Origin of the sequence: Falsihalocynthiibacter sp. S25ZX9 (assembly GCF_041205405.1) — a bacterium.
In the GTDB taxonomy this organism is placed as follows: Bacteria; Pseudomonadota; Alphaproteobacteria; order Rhodobacterales; family Rhodobacteraceae; genus Falsihalocynthiibacter; species Falsihalocynthiibacter arcticus.
Map to the genome: position 1 here is coordinate 137,743 of NZ_JBGFCD010000012.1, position 20,687 is coordinate 158,429.

Annotated in this window: 16 protein-coding genes and 1 tRNA gene; 11 read left to right on the top strand and 6 right to left on the bottom strand. The window is 55.1% G+C overall.

The window, feature by feature from the left end; translation table 11 throughout:
- The 3 genes from AB9F29_RS14565 to AB9F29_RS14575 all read left to right on the top strand — a co-directional run bounded on the left by AB9F29_RS14565 (position 1) and on the right by AB9F29_RS14575 (position 3,495).
- A complete protein-coding gene (locus AB9F29_RS14565; protein WP_369756206.1) occupies positions 1-2,547 on the top strand; it encodes a mechanosensitive ion channel family protein in 2,547 nt (848 codons plus the stop codon).
- On the top strand, positions 2,544-3,266 hold the full coding sequence (locus tag AB9F29_RS14570) for an alanyl-tRNA editing protein (protein ID WP_369756207.1): 723 nt from the start codon (positions 2,544-2,546) through the stop codon (positions 3,264-3,266). Before AB9F29_RS14565 ends, AB9F29_RS14570 begins: the two co-directional genes overlap by 4 nt.
- 139 nt (positions 3,267-3,405) lie before the next feature.
- Positions 3,406-3,495: transfer RNA gene (locus tag AB9F29_RS14575), tRNA-Ser, on the top strand.
- A gap of 63 nt (positions 3,496-3,558) precedes the next feature.
- Here AB9F29_RS14575 and AB9F29_RS14580 read toward each other — a convergent pair.
- Positions 3,559-4,086: a tyrosine-type recombinase/integrase gene (locus AB9F29_RS14580; protein WP_369756208.1), complete on the bottom strand. Its 528-nt coding sequence runs from the start codon at positions 4,084-4,086 to the stop codon at positions 3,559-3,561.
- 156 nt (positions 4,087-4,242) lie between these two features.
- Between AB9F29_RS14580 and AB9F29_RS14585 the strand changes: the two genes are divergently transcribed.
- Positions 4,243-4,959, top strand: coding sequence for a hypothetical protein (locus tag AB9F29_RS14585; RefSeq protein ID WP_369756209.1), 717 nt, complete (start codon positions 4,243-4,245; stop codon positions 4,957-4,959).
- 1,223 nt (positions 4,960-6,182) lie between these two features.
- Here the strand turns inward: AB9F29_RS14585 and AB9F29_RS14590 are convergent.
- The 5 genes from AB9F29_RS14590 to AB9F29_RS14610 all read right to left on the bottom strand — a co-directional run bounded on the left by AB9F29_RS14590 (position 6,183) and on the right by AB9F29_RS14610 (position 12,371).
- Entirely contained in the window at positions 6,183-8,090 is a 1,908-nt protein-coding gene (locus tag AB9F29_RS14590; RefSeq protein ID WP_369756210.1) for a potassium transporter Kup, read from the bottom strand.
- Positions 8,091-8,101: 11 nt separating this feature from the next.
- Complete coding sequence (locus AB9F29_RS14595) at positions 8,102-8,731, bottom strand: exopolysaccharide biosynthesis protein (protein ID WP_369756212.1); 630 nt, start codon at positions 8,729-8,731, stop codon at positions 8,102-8,104.
- On the bottom strand, positions 8,728-9,738 hold the full coding sequence (locus AB9F29_RS14600; RefSeq protein ID WP_369756213.1) for a TerC family protein: 1,011 nt from the start codon (positions 9,736-9,738) through the stop codon (positions 8,728-8,730). The genes AB9F29_RS14595 and AB9F29_RS14600 overlap by 4 nt, the downstream gene beginning before the upstream one ends.
- A 294-nt stretch (positions 9,739-10,032) precedes the next feature.
- A complete protein-coding gene (locus AB9F29_RS14605; RefSeq protein WP_369756214.1) occupies positions 10,033-11,310 on the bottom strand; it encodes a hemolysin family protein in 1,278 nt (425 codons plus the stop codon).
- An 86-nt stretch (positions 11,311-11,396) separates the two neighbouring features.
- Entirely contained in the window at positions 11,397-12,371 is a 975-nt protein-coding gene (locus AB9F29_RS14610; RefSeq protein WP_369756215.1) for a DUF6635 family protein, read from the bottom strand.
- Positions 12,372-12,610: 239 nt separating this feature from the next.
- Here AB9F29_RS14610 and AB9F29_RS14615 point away from each other — a divergent pair, with 239 nt between their 5' ends.
- From AB9F29_RS14615 to AB9F29_RS14645, 7 genes are all read left to right on the top strand, one after another.
- On the top strand, positions 12,611-13,531 hold the full coding sequence (locus tag AB9F29_RS14615; protein ID WP_369756216.1) for a calcium/sodium antiporter: 921 nt from the start codon (positions 12,611-12,613) through the stop codon (positions 13,529-13,531).
- Positions 13,528-13,884: a hypothetical protein gene (locus AB9F29_RS14620; protein ID WP_369756217.1), complete on the top strand. Its 357-nt coding sequence runs from the start codon at positions 13,528-13,530 to the stop codon at positions 13,882-13,884. Before AB9F29_RS14615 ends, AB9F29_RS14620 begins: the two co-directional genes overlap by 4 nt.
- Before the next feature lie 46 nt (positions 13,885-13,930).
- Positions 13,931-16,393 (top strand): protein translocase subunit SecD, encoded by a 2,463-nt coding sequence (gene secD / locus AB9F29_RS14625; protein ID WP_369756218.1) that lies wholly within the window; start codon positions 13,931-13,933, stop codon positions 16,391-16,393.
- A gap of 174 nt (positions 16,394-16,567) precedes the next feature.
- A complete protein-coding gene (locus AB9F29_RS14630; protein WP_369756219.1) occupies positions 16,568-18,358 on the top strand; it encodes an SLC13 family permease in 1,791 nt (596 codons plus the stop codon).
- A gap of 292 nt (positions 18,359-18,650) precedes the next feature.
- Positions 18,651-18,851, top strand: a complete 201-nt coding sequence (locus AB9F29_RS14635; protein ID WP_369756220.1) for a zf-TFIIB domain-containing protein — start codon at positions 18,651-18,653, stop codon at positions 18,849-18,851.
- A gap of 87 nt (positions 18,852-18,938) precedes the next feature.
- On the top strand, positions 18,939-19,349 hold the full coding sequence (locus tag AB9F29_RS14640; protein ID WP_369756221.1) for a pentapeptide repeat-containing protein: 411 nt from the start codon (positions 18,939-18,941) through the stop codon (positions 19,347-19,349).
- Between the two features lie 630 nt (positions 19,350-19,979).
- A complete protein-coding gene (locus tag AB9F29_RS14645) occupies positions 19,980-20,486 on the top strand; it encodes a hypothetical protein (protein WP_369756222.1) in 507 nt (168 codons plus the stop codon).
- The last annotated feature ends 201 nt before the right edge of the window (positions 20,487-20,687 follow it).

Sequence of the window (20,687 nt, forward strand, 5' to 3'; positions counted from 1 at the left end):
ATGCAAGTATTGAGTCGCTGCGGCGGGGTGTTTCGCTGGATTTTTAGCGCGGTTGCGGTTTGCGTCGCGCTTGGGGCGCAAACATCCCCCGCAGTAGCGCAATCTCCCAACGACGCTTCGGCCGCAACAATTCCGATCTCCAGACCTGTCAGCGAATCGGAAACCGCGCCTGAAAAAACGTCGCCTGCAGAAGAGGCGGGCGACGATGGTTCCTTTGAGATTTTGCGCACGTTGCGTTCGACCGTTTTGGAGAACGGGAAAACCTACGGCGATTGGGAAACGTTTTCCAAGCAGGCGCAAAAAGACGTAGTGAACGCAACCGAGACTACGGAAAACCTTGAGTCTCTGCGTAAAAAAATTGTTGTTTGGAGAGATCTATTTCTCGGCAAAGAAGGCCTTAATTCCGGTCAAATCTCAACGCTCGACGGCCAGATTGAGGCGCTGTCCCCCGCGCCATCATCAGGCACCAACGGGACCGAACAAGAGACCGCAGAAATTGTAAAATTCAAACTGAAGAGCCTCGAAAAGGAACGCGCGGTTCTGCGGGTACCTTCTCTTGCGGCGGCCGAAGCGTTTGCATTGGCCACAGGGCTAATTCGCGAGATCGACCGTATTATAAACGCGCGGAAACGCTCGGAATTCCTAGTGTCTACCCCTTCGCCAATTCTTCCGAAGTATTGGGCGCAGACCATTGAATATCTTTATGATTTCTATGGCATTATCCCGGCAGAAACGCGGGTAGAATGGCATAAAAAGGATCGCAACCAGAACCTCCTGACGAATGCCCCACGCATTCTGCTTTTTCTCCTAATGGCCTTGGTGATGTTTCTGCGCTGGGGAACTTGGATGTCAAAAGCGCAAGACCGCGTGGCGCAACAATCGAGTGAACCCTTGCGCAGGTTTTCCTCAGTTGCCTTGTCTGCACTCACGAATTTGGCCCCGCTTTTTGGAATTTTGCTGATCCTTAAAGTGCTTGTTCTCTTGGGTCTATTCGGATCGCACGGGTTGGCTTTGGTTTCGGGGCTCGGGCAACTGGCCTTGATGTTTGTTGTTGGGCGCTGGCTGGGACAAAAGGTGTTTCCGCGGGAAAACGTTGGCAGCGAAATTTTTCAACTGACGGCGGCTCAACGTGCCGAAGCGCGGTTTTATACAAACATCTTGAGTGTTATCCTGGGACTATCTTCGTTGGGTATCCTTATGTTTGGCATTTCTACTCCTGAAAAGGGCGTCGAGGCCGTTTTGGTCTATCCGCTCATTCTCGGCTCTGGATTAGTGAGTTTTCGACTCGTTCAATTGTTCCGCAAGGGCGTCCTTGATGAACTCGAAAATAGCGATGGAACAACAAACCCAACTTTCCGCAATCAGGTCATCGCCTTTATAAGCCGTTTGGTGATGATACCAGCTATTTTGGGGCCCATTCTTGCAACGCTTGGGTATTATAATGCTGGGGTGATGGTGACGTCGCCTTTGATCCCTTCATTGGCCCTTTTGGCCGTTATTCTTATCCTCCATCAGGTTTCCAATCAGGTTTATGATTTGATTGCATGGCAATTTGGCGCATCACAGGAATCGATCATTCCTGTTCTCGTCGGTTTTGTTTTGGCGATTGGGTCCATCCCTCTTTTCGCAATTATTGCGGGGGTACGTCCGGCCCAAATCTTTGATTATTGGAACCTTTTCTTAAACGGCTTTACCTTCGGAACAACACGAGTTTCCCCCTCGAGCCTGCTGTTGTTTTTGTTTGCGTTTGGCGCGGTCTTTACAATTACGCGGCTTCTTCAAGGGGCATTACGCAGTACACTCTTGCCAAAAACCACGCTCGACATTGGGGGGCAAAATGCCATCGTGTCTGGCCTTGGATATGTTGGGATCTTCCTTGCGGGGCTCGCGGCAATTATGGTGGCAGGGATTGATCTTAGCTCCTTGGCGATTGTCGCTGGGGCATTGTCGGTCGGTATTGGTTTTGGCCTTCAAAACATCGTTTCCAACTTTGTGTCGGGCATAATTCTACTGGCAGAAAGACCGATATCCGAGGGCGACTGGATTGAAACCAGTGACGGCCAAATGGGGTATGTCCGCGATATTTCGGTACGCTCAACTCGGATCGAAACGTTTGACAGAACGGATGTTATCATTCCCAACGGTGACCTCGTTTCCGGCGTTGTGACGAACTGGACGCGCGGCAATTCGATTGGTCGGCTTATTTTGCCTATAGGCGTTGCCTATGACTCGGATTCAAACCAAGTCGCGGATCTCCTGCTCGAAGTTGCCAATGGCCACCCAATGGTCTTGGCCACCCCCGAACCCAAGGCCCTGTTTCGCGGGTTTGGCGCGTCAAGTTTGGATTTTGAGTTGCGGCTCATTTTGCGGGACATTAATTGGAAACTAAATGTTCAAAGCGACCTAAATCATGAAATTTTGCGACGTTTCAATGAAGCGGGCATTTCCATCCCATTCCCACAATCGGACCTTTGGTTGCGCAATCCCGAGGACTTAAAAGGGTTTGGCCCACCCCCTGCAAAACCGTTAGAAGAGCCTTCCATATGAGTGTAAAACTGTTTCAACAAGACCCGTATCTGCGCGATGCTCCTGCCACGGTTATGGCCCATACTCCCGAAGGGGGCGTGGTTTTGGATGGCTCGATTTTTTATCCAACCGGTGGGGGGCAACCCGGCGATAGCGGGAAGCTCACATGGGCGCCATCCGAGACCCTTGAGGTGGCGACAACCATCAAGGGGCAGGGCGAGCAGATCATCCTCCTTCCCGCCACCCCAGCGCCACTTCCACCCATTGGGACCGCGGTAATACAACAGCTAGATTGGGAACGTCGTCACCGCCACATGCGGATTCACACAGCGCTTCATATCCTGTCGGTGGTGATCCCTTTGCCGGTGACCGGAGGCTCAATCGGGTCTGAAAAAGGGCGTCTCGACTTTGATATGCCCTATCCGCTGGAAAATCGCGAGGCGCTTGAGGAGGGGATAAATGCGCTCATAGATCGCGATCTCCCCATTACCGAAACGTGGATTACGGATGCTGAACTCGACGCGAACCCCGGTCTGGTTAAGACGCTCCGCGTTCAACCCCCCCGAGGTTCAGGGCGCATCCGGCTCATCGCAATAGGCGAGGGTCGCGAAATGATTGATTTGCAGCCCTGTGGCGGTACACATGTGGCACGCACTGGCGAAATTGGCCTGATTCATTTCGGCAAAGTCGAGAAAAAAGGCGCAACCAATCGACGGGTCAACATTCTACTAGATGTCTAGATTTCGCATGATTTTTAAGGCTAAATGCCAAATGCAATTGATCCCAGAATTAGAGTCTGAGGCACAGATTCAAGTTTTAGTGCTAATTCCACTATTTGCTCTTGCGCCCCTTCAAACCCCACACTAAAACCCGCCCAACGGACAGGTGGCCGAGTGGTCGAAGGCGCACGCCTGGAAAGTGTGTAGGCGGGTGACCGTCTCCAGGGTTCGAATCCCTGTCTGTCCGCCACTGACACCTTAACTAGTTGTTTTTGTTTGCATTTATACGCAAAGTTGGAACTAGTTGGAACTTTCACCCATTCGTTATGACTTTGCGCAGGTCGGCGGACTTGGAATATCGGTCTGCCTCATGCTTGGACTCGTGGCCTAAAATTGCCATGCGTTGTTCTGGAGTTGCGCCGTTCTCTTTGAACATCGATGCGCGATACTTTCGAACGCCATGCGATGAAAGATGCGGTATGCCGGCGGCACTACATGCGCGTGAAAACCAGCTTGCGGCTCCCTTGTGCGATCGTGGTGTGCCATAGCTGGTGCACATGAATAACGTGAAGTGTCGCTTGGGCTGGGCGGCAAGGGCGCGTTCTAAATCGTCGGTCCATCCAAACCAGTTAGGCGCGACCAGGCCATTAAACGGCGCGGTTGCCATACTAACAGACTTCTTGCGCGTGTAGGTCAGCCAACCTTCATCATCCACCATATTGGGGCCAAGTGTCACGGCGTCACCGATTGCCGCGCACGAACTATAAAGAACCTCAAATGCAACGCGCTCTTGCGAGTGCAGAGGCCAATGGCCAACTGCTAAGCCAAATCCTTTTGCCAAGGCCTGAGGCCATATCGACTTTGCAAAGTACTTGATTGAAACGCAGTTTTTTGACACCTTCAATGAAAATAATATTTCATTTTGGGAATGTTAGTCGATTCAAACAGCTTTCCTCCTTGATGCCTAAATTTGTTTAAAAATTAATAGGATTGAATTATGTCAGTGTCATCCGACTTTCGCGAAGCAAATGTTTTTTTTAATGAAATCAAGCAAGCATTCGAACAAGCCCGCCAGCGGTTCGAAAATGATGTCAGTAGATTGGCGGGCCTCTCAGACGATGATCCAATCGCAAGCTCGGCCGCGTCGGGCTGGAAAAACTGGACAAAATCACTTCGTTCCCATGTTCTTGGTGTCGCAGCGGAAACTCATACAAGCAATGAGATGGTTCAGGCGATTTTAGGGTCATCTGTGCATACAGACCCAGATACCAGGCTGATCTTCGCAGACGAAACGGGGATGCCGCGCCTAAATCAAGAGTATAAAACGATTTCTTCGGAAACGCCGTCGCGTCTTGGACGGACTGCCGTCACAAACGAAGCATCGGATGCTGTTGGTCAGTTGGGGGTCCCGGCACGTTCACAGGCTGGCGATATGAGCCAAGCGGTTATCCATGTGAAAAACACCAATCCTTGGCCCTGCACCGAAACGATTGCCAAAACCATAACTGCCAGCCTTCCAAGTATCGGTTTTGGGGCGTTCAATCAGGTGGCTCAGCAGAATTTTTGGCTTGCCCAACAGCTAGAACTGCATGCGGCGGCAAACATGTCTGCTCTAAACATCACGCCTGGAATGTCAGTGATCGTCTACAGTGCAAGATGGCGACGGCAGTTCCGATTTACTGGGACAAAGGTTTTTTGCGACGGCATTAAATAGTGAAGCGCCAGATACGCCCGGCTATTCTTTTTTGAAGGCTGACGACGAACAACGGCAGCTATGGGTTCCTAGTCTACCCTTGCCCTAAAGTGCATATTGCCCAGACATGAATTCCACAACTCAAATTTCCCCTCGCGTGGTTGATTTGGAAGGGATTAGAAAAGTATTCAGTCGATTTCTTTATGCTTTAACAGGCATTTCGAATGATCTTTCCAAGAGGGTGCCTATGCCATTCTCCTAATATTGTCCTTCGCCTTAACCGGCGGCGGCAGTTATTTCTGCGTTTGGGAAGCGTTACTGCGTCACAAATCATCTTGAGTCCCAGACTTTTCGGTTTTTGTTGCACAAAGCCGTTTTCCACTTTCTTGCCTTGGTTACGGTGTGTCTGGGAAAGTTTTTAGGGCTAATCGATTGCTTTGGCTAGACAATCTCCAGGTTTTGGTTCCAGTGCGTTTTAGGAGGGCGTTAGAATGCTATCCACGATAGTTGATAAGGCGTTCAACTCGCCGACGATTGCCTTTACCGCTGCAATGACCTTTTCCACGGGCCACGCAGCAGAATTTAAGATTACTTCTAACGGCTGATTTAGTTTTTAGCAGAAATCGTAACTAAGGGCGGGAACCGACCTTCGCTACGTTTAGCGCCGTTGTCGGCAGCGCGGGCTCTGCGGCCGTCGAAAAAGCTCTTCAAGTTGATGACTGCGTCAGTCTGCGCTCTCCTGTAGATACTCAATAGTATTCCGTATTGAATTTGATCGCGCAAAGAATGAGAGGCCCAAATGCCCTCCCGCCAACACTTCGGTACAACATTCGCATTGCTACCATTCGTGCGCGATGCAACTGCACAGTTTTCTAGAGCTCGGTAAGACCACCGGACTAAGGGCGGAATGTCGAGATGTTGATACGGTTGGTTAGAGAGCATCCGGTTTTGGTGGAAGAAGGGTCGCAAAGGCTGGGGTAAGGTATCAATTTGCCCCCTCTGAGCTTCAACCTACCGCAACTTCACGACAATCTCTTCGGGCTTGGGTCTCTTCATGGCCATCTATGGTCCTCCGTTTCCTAACGATAGGGACGGACCACTTCAAAGGGGGAGGCTTAGGTCTATCCCAACAATCGACATGCTGACTTTGCTTCCACTGGATACTTCATGGCCAATGTCAGGTTTCGTCGCGCTAAATTGCTAGGTTGGACATGCGGAATGTACATTAATGACGGCGCGGTCTGCTAAACTGCAACTTGCGAGCCCAATTCTACGACCCGGTCACGCGGCAGATGATAGAAATCGGACGGATCGGCCGCCAAGCGCGACATGAAAATGTAGAGGTGGTCTTGCCAAATTGGCATCCCGATGTCTGCTTTGGCGACAAGCTTACGGCGACCAAGGAAGAAAGTGGTTTTCATGCCTTCGAACTGCAGGCCCTGCTTGCGGCAAGTCCCCAACGCGCGGTTGACGTTGGGCGTTTCCATGAAGCCAAACCGCAGACTGATCCGTTCGAACCGATCGCTCAGACGATCAATGACAGCACGTTCGTTCTCGGGCACGCGCGGTACGTCACGTGTCTCGACGGTCAAGACGATAATATGCTCGTGCAGGACATGATTGTGTTTGAGATTGTGCAAGAGCGCCGGCGGCGTGGCGGCAACATCGCTGGTCAGAAATACGGCTGTTCCGGGAGCACGAAGAGCCGAGCTTTTTTCGATCCTCGGAATGAAATCATCCAAGGGCACTGAAGTTTTACGAGACTGCATGAACAGTTGCTGTGTACCGCGTGCCCAAGTCCACATAACAATCACCAAACTTGCGCCAAGTAGAAGCGGGACATACCCCCCGTCCGGAACTTTCGCGAGATTGGCAGCAAGGAAAACGGTCTCGATCAGCAAGATAGGGGCAAGCGTCACCATGGCAATGGCCTTTGGCATGCCCCAGACCCGATGCAACATGAGGTAGGCGAGCGCCGTCGTGACGATCATAGTACCGCTGACCGCGATCCCATATGCCGCAGCCAAGGCCGTCGACGTCTGAAAGGCAAGTACGAGGATCACAACGCCCACGAGCAGCAGAGCGTTGATGACGGGTAGAAAAATCTGGCCCGTCTCGGTGGTTGACGTGTGACGGATCATGAGGCGCGGGAGTAGCCCAAGATGTATTGCTTGGCGGGTCATCGAAAACGCGCCCGTAATGACGGCCTGGCTTGCGATTACCGTAGCAATTGTGGCTAAAATAACCAAACCTGGCAGCGCCCAAGAGGGCACCATCAGAAAAAAAGGATCAGACACTGCAGAAGGCGTCTGCAGGACCAACGCACCTTGCCCCAAGTAATTGAGCACGAGCGCCGGAAAGACGAGGGCAAACCAGGCAATCTGTATGGGTTTGCGGCCAAAGTGTCCAAGGTCGGCATAAAGTGCCTCGGCGCCTGTAACGGCCAAGAATATTGCTCCCAAGACGATAAATGCTACTTTTCCATGCTCCGTCATGAAGGACATCGCAAAACGGGGATCAAAGGCCCACAGGATACTTGGATTTTCTACAATCTGTGCCACACCTGCGGCCCCCATGACAAGAAACCAGACTACCGTGATCGGGCCGAACCACCGGGCAAGCGGACCGGTCCCACGGCTTTGCACCATGAACAGCGATACGAGAATGCCGATAGCAATTGGGATCACGTAAGGCTCAAACAAGGGAGTGACGAGCTTCAGGCCCTCGACAGCGGAAAGAACGGATATCGCCGGCGTGATGATCGCATCCCCGAAAAACAAGGCCGCACCCGACACGCCCAGAACGAAGGCCACTCCAATTCTTCTGGGTTTCTTTTGGACGAGAGCCACGAGTGCCAAGATTCCGCCTTCACCATGGTTATCCGCGCGCAGAAGAAACAAGACGTATTTCAGGGTCACGATCAGGATCAGCGCCCAGAGCAGCAAGGACACGACTCCAAGAATCTCAGCTTGGGTCAAACCATCTGCGGCGGCGGGGCGCAGCGCCTCGCGAAACGCATAGAGCGGACTTGTGCCGATGTCGCCGTAAACGATGCCAACTGCGCCGATTGTCAAAGCGGCGGTCCGTTTGGGGCGGTGGGCGTCGTCGCCGTGACCTTGCAGCGCTGAGGAGGCTTCATTCTGCGATGGCATTACTCGGGTCCTTAAAAAAAGCTCAGCATTGCGAAGGTGCCTGCCGAAAAAATGGCAAAGACGATCACGGTTGATACTAGACTGGCAACCACGCCGCCAGCAAGCCACACCCCATCATGTTCACCCAGACCGAGTGCCAGCGTGATCACCGACACCGCAGGCAGGGCATTTGCAAAGGGGATCGGCAGGAACATGAAAATGGCCATCACGAGACTGGTAAGTCCGACGACCCTTTCCGCCACGACCCGCGAAAACGGCCAATAGCGCGGCCGCGCCATGCGTTCGACCCATTCGATCCAAGGGACGGCCTTAATGACAATCCTGGTGAACGTGACATGCTCTATGAAACGCTCGTTCAAAACCTTGGGCAGCCAGACCGCAGGCCGACCAAGTATGAGCTGACAAAGGATGAATATAAGTGGCAATCCCGTGATGACCGATGATCCGGGCACGAAGAAGAACACGTTCGGCAGCGAGAACAGGATAATCAGAGGCACGAAACTTCGTTCCCCAAGTGCGGTGATCAGATCGCCAAGCGAGATGCGATCGCCCGCGCCCTGATCGAGTTCCCGCAGGACGTCCGATAGCTTCTTTGCGGGTGCCCCATTGCCAAGGGGCAGTCCTGAGGACAGAGTGTTCATTCGGCTATGACCTGGATAATTGGGGCAGAAACCGAACCATCAGCCGCTCCGCGAGTTCGCCACAGCGACACGGCGATTCCGCCAATCAGAATAGTCAACGTGATCCCCAGCGAAATCGAAGCAGGTATCTTTTCCAGCCCCAGAACCTCGGCTGCAATAACCTTGCCACCAATAAAGATCAGAACCAGCGACAATGCTGTCGGAAGGTAGGTAAAGCGATGGATCATGGCAGACAAAGCAAAATACAGCGCCCTGAGACCGAGTATGGCGAAGATGTTTGATGTGTAGATGATGTAGGGATCCTGCGTAATCGCAAAGATTGCGGGGATCGAGTCGACAGCGAAAATAACATCGGCCAGTTCGACCATCACAAGCGCCAGAAAGAGCGGCGTCACATATAGCGCCACTTTGCCAGTATTGGCGTGAGGCACGCGGACAAAGAAGCGTTCGCCATGCAGATCTTCGGTCACTCGAAACTTGGTTCTCATGAACCGCAGCACGGGATTGGCCGCAACATCATATTCGCCGCCTCCCGACATCAGCATCTTGATCCCCGTAAAGATCAGAAACGCCGCGAAAATCAAAAGAACCCAATCAAAACGCGCGACCACCGCCGCGCCAAGGCCGATCATAATACCACGCAAGATAACAACGCCAATGATGCCATAGACCAGCACCCGATGCTGATAGGCGCGCGGCACACCGAAATATCCAAAGATCATCGCGATAACGAAAATGTTGTCCAGTGCGAGGCTTTTTTCAACCACAAAGCCGGTCAAATACTGAAGTGCGGACGGTTGGCCCAAAAAGTACCAAACCCAAAGCGAGAACAGCAATCCGATGCTGATGTAGAAGGCTGACAGCATCAGGCTTTCGCGCACTCCGATTCCGTGGAATTTACGTTGCAACACGCCAAGGTCGAAGATCAGAAGCGCCAGAACGAGCAAAAGAAAACCAATCCAACTCCATACAGGTTTTCCCAAGAAATCGACAAAAAGAAGGTCCATGTCACCAAAACTCCGAAAAAGGACGGTTGAAGAGTACTCGAAAGTCTCGTTCACCCAACGCGCCGCAGCTTCAGGAGCAAACCTTGACCCAGCATATACGAAGTGGTGAGTGGCGAATTGGCGCACAACACCTGCCAGAGAAATCAATTTTTTGCATGCGATCTTGATTTTCTATTGTCATCACAGGGACAGGGCAGTCACATCTAGGCAAGCGATTAACCGCTGATCAATGTTCCGGAAATCGCAAATTTCGGGAACATTGTCTGGCGCAGCAGATTGCAGGCGTCTTGGTTCCTAGTTCACGCGCGTCACCAGCAGCTTGTCGATGCGGCGACCATCCAGATCGACGACTTCGATTGACCAGTTCTGCAGATCAAATCGTTCCGCGACCTCGGGCAGCCTGCCGATCTTCTCAAGGACAAATCCGGCTGCCGTCTCGTAATCACGATCATCGTCAAGCTCCAGCGACAACAGATCGGCGAATTCATCCACGGGCATCCAGCCCGCGACTAGGTACGATCCGTCGGCACGTGTGACGACTTTGGGTTCGTCCGCTTCGCTGTCCGGGAAGTCGCCGGTTATGGCCTCCAAAACGTCCATCGGTGTGATGATACCTTCGAAATGGCCATATTCATCATAGACGAGCACCATATGCGCGGGCGCCGTGCGCAACCGTTCGATGACCTCCAGCGCGCTTTGTCCACCCTGGACGACCGGCGCTTCACGCAGCAGAGCGCGCAAATCGAAGGGTTCGTTCATCAATGCGGGCCCCAAAATGTTGCGTGTCATCAACACGCCGATGATGTCGTCTGCATCGCCGTCCTGAACCGGCAGTCTGGACCGGCTCATCCCGCGAAGCTGTTTGAGGATCTGCGCTGTGCTGCTGGATGCGTTGAGCGTTTCAACCTCGTGGCGCGGCGTCATAAGCCCGCGCGCCGTACGGTCGGCCACGCGCATGACACCGGCGATCATCCCGCTTTCGGCGCGGTTCATGGCTCCGGTGCTTTCGGCCTCGGCGATGATCAGGCGCACTTCTTCATCGCTCACCTTTCGCGACTGGGCGCCGGACTGACCGAGCAGACGCAATACAATCTTGCCGGACCGATCAAGCACCCAGATCAGCGGTGCTGCGGCGCGCGCAATGAGGCCCATCATCGGCGCCATGCGGGCCGCGACCTGTTCGGGCGCACGCAAAGCGATCTGTTTGGGAACAAGCTCGCCCACGGTCAGCGACAGATAGGTGATGGCCACAACCACGAACCCCACACCAAGTGGCTGGGAAAACTTCACCGCCAAACCCGCCTCAACCAATGATGAGGACAAACGCGCACCAAGCGTCGCACCGGAGAAAGCGCCCGCTAACACCCCCACCAGTGTGATGCCTATCTGAACACTGGACAGGAACCGACCGGGGTCCTTGGCAAGCGTGATGGCTATCGCGGCACCCCTGCTGCCCTTGTCAACCATCAGTTTCAATCGGGCGGGGCGGGCAGACACGATGGCAAGTTCGGACATCGCCAGCACGCCATTGATGAACGTGAGCAGAATGACGACTGCAATTTCTAAGACCATTCTCTCCAACTTTTACCGGACAGTTCCGGAATCCATTTCACAGGTTTTGTGTTAAATATTACGATGCCGGACCATCCAGCCGCGCGCTAATTCCGAAAGAGCCGAAATGCACTGCCGACGATATCCCAAAGGTCCCAAAGCCGAGCGTAGTAGTGTTCGCGTACGGCGAAGGGCTTGTCGCCGGAACCGCAAAGCTCCACCTCAAGCGTATCGATCAGGCGCATTAGACGACGGCGGTGAATGCCAAGACGGCTCTGGATCGGATCGGCCAGCACACCCGCAAACGCTGCAAAGACCGACCCAATCATGATAAGGATCGTCACACTTGCGGCAAAAAACAGGGGTGATGCGCCTGTGGGGAACATGCCGTACCATAGGCCTCCGATGGTCTGACCCATGGGAAACTCCGCAATAGCCGTGGTCTGGGCCATGGCGTCCGCAACGCCGGGTGCCATCGATATCATGCCAGGTGTCAGAGCCTGGAACACAAACGCGCCCACGGTCAGCGTGACCAGGCCCGTGGTCATCTCTGCCACCGCCGACCGCGTCCCCGCGTAATCACCAAGCGCATCCGCAATCCTCTGACCGAGAACCTGCACCTCTGCCGCGTCTGCGCGTTTACGGATCAACTCGCGAAACTGGGGGGCTGCAAGAACGGCGCGGGACAGCGCACCCGGGTCACAAGCCGCTGCCCCTTGCGACATAGGCAGGACCAGAAGGTCAGTCGCAATAAGAGCCTCTACCCGACGCGAGACCGCCGTGGGCAGCAGGATACGCCGCGCCGCAAGCCAGTTGGCAATTGCAGGCAACCTGATCCGCCGACACACAATGGCGACGATCCGAGTCAGGACGAGGACCGGAGACAGGATCACGTTGATCGGCGCACGCAGGACATCCCAACCAAACGCGGCGCTGTGTAGATGCAAGGTCCCAGGCCAGGTAAAGTGGTGATCAATGAATTGGTCGACCCTTTTCCGTCGGTCCGCAAAATATGCATAGCCGTCAGGACCGGAGTCGTCGCCTTTTGACATGGTTCTCGATGATGAGATCATGGCGGTCATCCACCATCTCCTTTGTTTCTGCGCGGGCGCTTTTCTTTTGGCGGGAATGGGTAACGTCCTCCCGCCTTGGGATCCAATACTAGACGTCGTGTCGCCACTGCTTTCCTTCAAGGGGCGCTGCGTAGCATATTTGTGCGGCTTGTCCGTCCGAGAATTATCTTTTGGCGGCCCTTGCAAGCGCCCGGCCTCATCCATAATTTTCAATCAAGGGCACATCACTCGCCCCTGGGGGCAACAATTTGGACTATTTTTACCTGTTCGTCGGACTGCTCGGTCTGTTCTTCGGCGGCGAGGCGCTTGTGCGGGGCAGTGTCGGCATCGCTCGGCGCTTGGCGATCCCGCCGCTACTGATCGGCCTGACTGTCGTGGGCTTCGGCACATCTACGCCTGAACTTCTGGTTTCGGTCGACGCAGCTTGGCGCGGCGTTCCCGATATCGCATTGGGCAACATCATCGGGTCCAACATCGCCAACATCCTGCTGATCGTCGGCCTCTCGGCTCTGGTCTGGCCGATCAAGGTCATGGGTGCAACCCTGCGGCGCGACACGGCCGTTATGATGTCAGCGGCACTTTTGCTGGTGCCGTTTTTCGCCTTTGGCCAGATGACGCGCCTGTCCGGGCTGGTTCTGTTCGGCGTCTTGGTGGCCTATCTGATCTGGGCCTATCTGAAGTCGGGTGAGGCTGCAGAAGAGGACGACAGTCTGAAACCTCCGGCCTCAACGCTTGTGTCGGTGCTCTGGGTCATTGGCGGGCTTGTCGCCTTGATGGTCGGCGCGCGGTTTTTGGTAGACGGTGCAGTCTCGATCGCGCGTGGGTATGGCATTTCGGAGGCATTCATCGGACTGACAATCGTCGCCGTCGGAACGTCCCTACCGGAACTTGCCACATCCTTGATCGCGGCCTTTCGTCGTCAGTCCGAAATCGCTATCGGCAATATCATCGGGTCGAACATCTTCAACGTTCTGGGCATTCTCGGCGTCACCGCACTGATCACGCCAATCCCGGTGGCGTCGCGGTTCCTGACCTTCGACCTTCCGGTGATGATTGCCGTTTCGCTGGTGTTGACCTTGCTTCTGCTGACCCGGCCGGTGATTGGACGCGGCATTGGGGTCGTGATGCTGGCGGGATATGCCGCCTATGTCTGGGCTGCGCAGGGATGACAAAGCGGCGTGGCCAAGCCGCAAGGGGGATAGCCGCGATTTTGTCGCGGCTATCCCTTGTGCTGGCGGTTGCGCTTTTTGGGGCGCATCATGTCGGCGCGAAACGAACGGCCACGCACAATGGCCCCGTTGAGGCACTTGAGACCGCATTTGCGCCGGTCATCCTTACGGCGCAGAGCCATCTGATACGCGCGCCATTGCCCGAGGGCGACATACCGCAGGCCACTGCGCCCGCGCCAAAAATTCCCAAACAACGACTAACGCTGGCGCGTGTGTCGTGGCAATATGTGGCATCCGTTTCTACTCCTGCAATCACTATCCTTCCGCCAGTTCGGGGGCCGCCTGCGGTCTGACATCCCGACGTCAAACCGAACACTCAGGCACCAAAGGATACTAAAAATGCGCCGACCAGCATGGGTTGTGATGACCTATGCCGTCCTTCTGCTACTGGCAGTGGTGACGGCCCTTCCGAACTTTCTTTCCAAAGACATACGCGACACGCTGCCGCCTTGGGCAACCAGCCAGACGGTCTCACTCGGCCTTGATCTGCAGGGTGGCGCGCATCTGCTGCTCGCCATCAATCGCGCGGATCTGGCAACCGCGCGCCTTGAGGAGTTGCGTCAGATACTTGTATCCGAGATGCGCACGTTGAACCTGAACCCGGCAACGATCCGGGTGAACGGCACCGCACTGTCTGCTCCCGCAAACGACGCGCTACTTGCGGCTTTGCAGGTGGCGGCGTCCGCCACCGCTCAGTCCGGTATCCCACCGGACTTTACCCTCGACCTGTCCGACGGCCTAGTGCGGTTGTCCCTAACGTCATCCGGACTTGATCGCGCGGCAAGCGATGCCGCCGATGCCAGCCTCGAAGTGATCCGCCACCGGGTTGATCAGGTCGGTGTCTCCGAGCCGGTGATCAGCCGGGTCGGCGATGATCGCATCCTTGTCCAGATGCCGGGCGTCGAGAACCCGGCCCAATTGCGCGCGCTCTTGGGATCGACTGCAAAGATGAGTTTCCAGATGGTCGCACCGGGGCCCGGACCGGGCGTGACGCTGCTGCCGCTTCGGGACGGCACGGGCGAGATTCCGGTTGAAGACCGTGTGGCACTGTCGGGCGATCAGCTGGATGCGGCGGCCTCGGGGTTCGAACCCGACACCGGCCAGCCGATGGTTACTTTTAATTTCGACCGGCAGGGCGGCGTTGCATTTGCCCAGATTACGGCCGCCAATATCGGTCAAAGGTTTGCGGTTGTTTTGGATGGTGAAGTTCTGACCGCCCCGGTCATCCAGCAGGCCATTCCGGGCGGCCAAGGTCAGATCACCGGCGATTTCACGCTTGAAGAGGCGCAGACGTTGGCGGTGCTTCTGACCTCAGGCGCACTGCCTGCCTCGCTCGACGTGATCGAGGAACGCAGCGTGGGTGCTACACTTGGTGCGGATTCCATCCGTGCGGGGTTGGTGACGGGCGCAATCGGTCTGGCGCTGGTGGTGGCGATCATGATCGGGCTTTACGGCGGTTGGGGCCTTCTGGCCAGCGCCATTCTTGGGCTGAACGTAATACTTACGCTGACCGCGTTGGGACTTTTGGGGGCGACGCTGACGTTACCGGGGATCGCCGGGATCATCCTGTGTCTTGGCATTGCAGTGGACAGCAACATCCTGATCTTTAGCCGTATCCGCGAAGAAACCGCCAAAGGTGCGATCGCGATCAAGGCGCTGACGCTCGGTTATGGGCGGGCCTGGGCGACAATCCTTGACGCCAACATCACAACGCTACTGGCGATGGTGTTGCTTTTCATGTTTGGCGCCGGGGCGATCCGGGGATTTGCCGTCACGATGAGCCTTGGCATCGTCATCTCGATGTTCACGGCGGTCGCGCTGATGCGGTTCATGATGGAGACGCTGGTGCGTCGCCGCAAACTCAAGCGGCTCGACATCGCGCCGCTGTTTGGTGGCGTGCCAGCGCCGAGGAGACTTTCCTTCATGCGGCGCGGGCGACTCGCACTTGCGATATCGGCAGTGCTGTCTGTGGGGTCGCTGGGCCTGCTTGCGGTGCCTGGGCCTAACCTTGGGATTGATTTTACCGGCGGGGTGCAGATGGTCCTGCGCTCGGACGTGCCCGTCCCATTGTCCGAGTTGCGTGCCGCCATCGCGCAACAGGTTCCGGGCGACGCGAGCCTGCAGGCCTTCGGCAATCCCAATGAAGCGCTGATCCGGGTGCAGGGTGAGGTCGGGCAGGCCACGGTTGCCGCCGTCGAACGTGCAGCAACAGACGTGATCCCAGATGCGGTGTTCAACCAGATCGACCTTGTTGGCCCAACGATCAGCGGCGAACTGGCAACCACCGGCTTGCTGGCACTTGGCCTCGCGGTCCTGGCGATGTTGGCCTACATTTGGGTCCGGTTCGAATGGCACTTTGCTGCCGGTGCCATCGCGGTGCTTTTCCTTGACGTCACCAAAACCTTTGGCTTCATCGCCCTAATGGGATGGGAGGTGAACCTGACCACCATCGTCGCCCTGCTGACGCTGATCGGTTATTCGGTCAACGACAAGGTCGTGGTCTATGACCGGATCCGCGAACACCTTGCTGAAGGCCGTGAAGACCCCTTGGCTGATGTCATCGACCGAAGTCTCAATCAGGTTCTGGCTCGGTGCATCTTTACCTCTGGTACAACGCTCGCAGCGATTGTGCCGATGGCGATCTGGGGTGGGCCAGCGGTATCGGGCTTTGCCTGGCCAATGATTGCGGGCGTGACAATCGCCACCGCGTCTTCGTTGTTTGTGGCGGGGCCGGTCCTCGCCTGGCTCGCGCAACGCAACAAGGGTGCGGTTATGCCGGATGCCCTGCGCAATCTGGCCTGAAAACGACCATCGCCGGGGGCGCAATCCCTTGGCGAGATACCTCTGCAGTTCGCTGGGCAAGGTCACTCTGACCGTTTCTTGCACCTGAATGTATGATAAGAAAACAAGGATGCAGTTCAAGTCGAGAAAGCCTGAATCCGCGTCGCCACTGGCCTAAAGGAGCCTGAACACATCATGGAAATCGACTTTTTGACACTGGCACCTTACGTTGCCGTAATCTTGTTCCTCGGTGTTTTTACTGCCTTTGTCTTGGAACTGCGATCCCCGGATGTTGTCGCCTTTTGCGGGGCGGCAACAGCTCTTGCCATCGGACTTGTCAAGCCGACCGATGTTCTGGGTGCGCTCGCTAATCCTGCACCTGCAACCATTGGCGCGATGTTCGTCCTCAGCGCGGCCCTTGTCCGGACGGGCGTACTTGAGGCCCTCAGCAATGTCCTTGGTCGATATGCCTCGACCCGTCCGGTCCTGACACTCGCGCTTTTCTTCAGTGCCGCGGCCGGGGCCTCGGTTTTCATGAACAACACACCGGTGGCCATTGTGCTGATTCCGGTCGTGATCACCCTTGCGCGTCAAATGAAGATTGCGGCTTCGCACCTTCTTATCCCGCTGTCTTACATGGTTATTCTTGGCGGCACCTGTTCGCTGATCGGGACCTCGACGAATCTGCTGGTGGATGGCGTTGCACGCGATCTGGGGATGGCACCGTTCAGTCTGTTCGAGATCGCGCCTGTCGGAATCGTCGTCACCATCGTTGGCGGAGCTTTTCTGGCAATCGCCGCTCCGCGCCTTCTGCCCGTGCGACAGACGGTCGGAGAGGTTCAGTCCAAGCGCGACGGCCGCACCTGGCTGGTTGAACTGTTTATTCCTGCGGGCTCGCCATTGATCGGCAAGACTGTGCTGGAAGTTGACGCTTTCAAGAAGGCCGGAAGTCGGGTCGTTGATCTTGTCTGTGGCGACCTTTCCCTGCGCGCAACCCTCGCCACATCGACGATGGCGGCTGGTGATGTTGTGGTTGTGAAGACCACAGATACCGAGATCATGGGGTTTCGCGACGGCGCTGCGGTGGGCAACGCCGTTCTGGGCACCGAGCCGTCGACCGCTCGGCGCACGTCGATTGTCGAGGTTCTGATCGGCCCGAATTCGAAAGCGCTGCACAGGATGGTCGGGCGCTTGCAGTGGCGCCGCCGTTTCGGGGTCTATCCGGTCGCACTCCACCGAAAGGGAGCAGCGGTCGACATGCGCCTTGCGAAGATGAAACTGGAGGTCGGCGATACTCTCCTACTTGACGGTGCGCAGGACGATGTCGCGCGGCTTGCCGTCGAAGAACAGTTGATCGAGCTTTCCCCTGTGACCTCGCGGGGCTTTCGCCGCAAGAAAGCCCCCATCGCGATTGCCACCATGGTTGCCGTTGTTGTTTTGGCGGCCCTGAATGTGGCCCCGATCCTGACCCTTGCGCTGATCGGGGTTGCGGTGGTTTTGCTGACAAACTGCATTGATGCGGATGAAGGAGTGGGGGCGATCGACGGCCGATTGCTGTTGCTGATCGTTTCGATGCTGACATTGGGGAGCGCATTGGACAATTCGGGGGCGCTTGCGCTGATCGTCGCCAAGGTATCGCCGCTGCTGTCCACGGTCCAACCGATTGTCGCCCTTGCACTGGTCTTTGCCCTGACGTCGATCATGACGGAGCTGGTCACCAACAATGCAGTCGCCGTCCTGCTGGCACCGATCGCGGCGGGCGTGGCAATCCAGCTTGGCCTTGATCCGCGTCCTTTCGTTGTAGCTGTGATGTTTGCTGCAAGCGCAAGCTTTGCGACGCCAATCGGCTACCAGACCAATACGCTCGTCTATAACGCTGGTGGGTACAGATTTACTGATTTCCTCAAGATCGGTATTCCGATGAATATCATTACCGGGGCAACGACGGTGTTGCTGATCCCGCTCGTTTGGCCACTGGTGCCCTAAAAAAAGATATCAGCGTTCGTTCGCCATCAAGCAGGTTTGTCTCGGCTCAAAGCGAAATTTTGTGCCGAAACCATGGGGTGAAAAAGGCTTTCTGGGATCAGCAAAACACCGCCTACGTCCCGGTGACGTCATTGAAATTCAAAGAGCAGTAGCCATTTAATTAGTGAGAAGAGCGCGGGAAAAATGAGGAACACTTGAAGGGAATCGAAGGGATAATCCCGATCCGATTGCTTTAACTGAACCAAATAGCCTTCCGACAGCCATAACCCCAAACCAAAGGTTCAAAAATACGATGAAATGTCCGGTTGATGGCGAAACCCTAGTGATGACTGATCGCTGCGGTGTGGAAATTGATTACTGCCCAACTTCCCGCGGGACAAGCACAACAGGCGCTGAGGATCGCGACTGGGACGATGATGACCGTCGCAGTGAACGTGACAAGCCTCGGAATAAGCGGCGCGGATCCCTTCTGGGTGAGCTATTCGATTTTTGAACGGCCAAATAAGTCTTGTGAGGCCTGAAATGAAACATTTGCGCGTGAGCGGACTCGAGATCAAAAATGATAAAAACGGCAATGGTAATGTTTGTGATCGCTAACTTCGCTTACGCCCAAGACGCCGACAAGTCGGAAGAAATGCGAATGCTCGGAGATTGCAGGGGGTGCAGCTTCGAAGACGTGGATTTTTCCGAACTCAGATTGACGGGAATAAACCTCAAGGAATCACGCCTGAGCGCGGTTGATTTTCACGCGGCTCAACTCAGTATCGCGGTCTTTATTGGGTCTGTGTTGCGAGACGTAAATTTTGCGTCTGCCAACCTGCGAGGTGCAAGTTTTACCGGTGCAACCCTTATCAATGTATCCTTTGAAGGTGCCGATTTGCGCGGCGCTGTGTTTGAGGGTGCCTTGATGGAGAATACTGACCTTCAACCGGCACTGCTCTGCAATACCCAGATGCCCAACGATTTAATGGACAATTCAGACTGCAACTGATTGTGCAAAAGAATATCCGATGGGGATCGATGCTTCGCGTAGTCAGGTTGTGCTCATCCCGTGATCGGTAAACTTATAAATACCTGCCCTCAAGCAAGCCAGTGGAACACTTGACAATTTTGGACGTCGGCAAAGGCAAGGTCAACGGAAGGGGATGGTGACCCCAAATAGACACAAACGGTACAATAAAATCTTGGAATAGCGGCTGACGTGCCTGATGCCTGCGATTGCTGTGTGGAAACAGCGTTCATTCAGTACGTTTCAGAAAACTGGATAGGTGGGCTCTGAGTAGCCACCGACCCAGCCTTGATGCAAGATCAATCTGGGAAGACGAACGGCAAAAAGCCGATCGTCGTGGCAATTCTCAACGCATTTTCAAGCTCGACACCTAAATACCGCACCGTGCTGTCCACCTTGGTGTGTCCAAGCAAAAGTTGGACCGCGCGAAGATTGCCTGTCTTACGGTGGATGGCTGTCTCTGGCCGTGCCTGCGTCTGGTATTGCGCTCTATCAACTATGGCGCTTAATCCGTTGAGCTAAAGTGCTTTGGGCCGAAATCCATGGAATTATCCTCTTGCGTTAGCTCTGCTCGGCTTCCAATTTGGGAATGGACAAACAACGGGAACCAAAATGGGCGCTCGATTATCAACGGCAATCCGGATTAGTGATGCCTCCAAGGCGATTTTGCAAAAAACGAAGAGCTTTCCAGATCAGCGTTTTGAAGAGATTGATGACTGGAGTGATCTCGGGCATGTTGGTGTAGAGCCCATGCTGTTAGCGCTGTCGATGGAATTGGCGCTAAAGGCGTGGTTCGTTTTCGATCACGACGATCCAAAAATCATCAAGTCACATGATCTGTTAAAGCTGTTTGATGGCTTGCTGTCTGAAAGTCAGCAGCGGCTCGATGACGCGTTTAAACGATCGGTAAATTCGCCTCATTCTAGCGTCGTTTTCGTCGATTATGGTATTCGCGACATTCTTTCACAGCACAAAGACGCATTCGTAGACTGGCGCTATCTCCACGAGCCAAAGAAAGCGATGATGTTTGACCAGAGCATTTTTGAGGCGACGCTTGAGATGGTGCTCCGTGAGTTCAAAAAGAGGTACCGAACTGAACCGGTGAAACCATTTTTTTGACATCCTAAATGATGTCTGCTTCAGGGAAGTTGCACTATGGCGATGAGTGGCCGCTCTGGGCAGTGAGCAGACATGGTCAGTTTGGGCGGCGATCTCAACCGGTCGACGCAACACACTCTGCGAACTTCTCTGCTGGCGTTTGATATTGCAAGGTCTTGCGAGGGCGTTCGTTGAGTTGCCTTGCGATTGCACTGAGCTTTG

Bases quoted from the DNA above. Each gene is read 5' to 3' on its own strand.
- AB9F29_RS14565 (WP_369756206.1), top strand. From the start codon at position 1: ATGCAAGTATTGAGTCGCTGCGGCGGGGTGTTTCGCTGGATTTTTAGC.
- AB9F29_RS14570 (WP_369756207.1), top strand. From the start codon at position 2,544: ATGAGTGTAAAACTGTTTCAACAAGACCCGTATCTGCGCGATGCTCCT.
- AB9F29_RS14585 (WP_369756209.1), top strand. From the start codon at position 4,243: ATGTCAGTGTCATCCGACTTTCGCGAAGCAAATGTTTTTTTTAATGAA.
- AB9F29_RS14590 (WP_369756210.1), bottom strand. From the start codon at position 8,090: ATGCCATCGCAGAATGAAGCCTCCTCAGCGCTGCAAGGTCACGGCGAC.
- AB9F29_RS14595 (WP_369756212.1), bottom strand. From the start codon at position 8,731: ATGAACACTCTGTCCTCAGGACTGCCCCTTGGCAATGGGGCACCCGCA.
- AB9F29_RS14600 (WP_369756213.1), bottom strand. From the start codon at position 9,738: ATGGACCTTCTTTTTGTCGATTTCTTGGGAAAACCTGTATGGAGTTGG.
- AB9F29_RS14605 (WP_369756214.1), bottom strand. From the start codon at position 11,310: ATGGTCTTAGAAATTGCAGTCGTCATTCTGCTCACGTTCATCAATGGC.
- AB9F29_RS14610 (WP_369756215.1), bottom strand. From the start codon at position 12,371: ATGACCGCCATGATCTCATCATCGAGAACCATGTCAAAAGGCGACGAC.
- AB9F29_RS14620 (WP_369756217.1), top strand. From the start codon at position 13,528: ATGACAAAGCGGCGTGGCCAAGCCGCAAGGGGGATAGCCGCGATTTTG.
- secD (WP_369756218.1), top strand. From the start codon at position 13,931: ATGCGCCGACCAGCATGGGTTGTGATGACCTATGCCGTCCTTCTGCTA.
- AB9F29_RS14630 (WP_369756219.1), top strand. From the start codon at position 16,568: ATGGAAATCGACTTTTTGACACTGGCACCTTACGTTGCCGTAATCTTG.
- AB9F29_RS14635 (WP_369756220.1), top strand. From the start codon at position 18,651: ATGAAATGTCCGGTTGATGGCGAAACCCTAGTGATGACTGATCGCTGC.
- AB9F29_RS14640 (WP_369756221.1), top strand. From the start codon at position 18,939: ATGTTTGTGATCGCTAACTTCGCTTACGCCCAAGACGCCGACAAGTCG.
- AB9F29_RS14645 (WP_369756222.1), top strand. From the start codon at position 19,980: ATGGGCGCTCGATTATCAACGGCAATCCGGATTAGTGATGCCTCCAAG.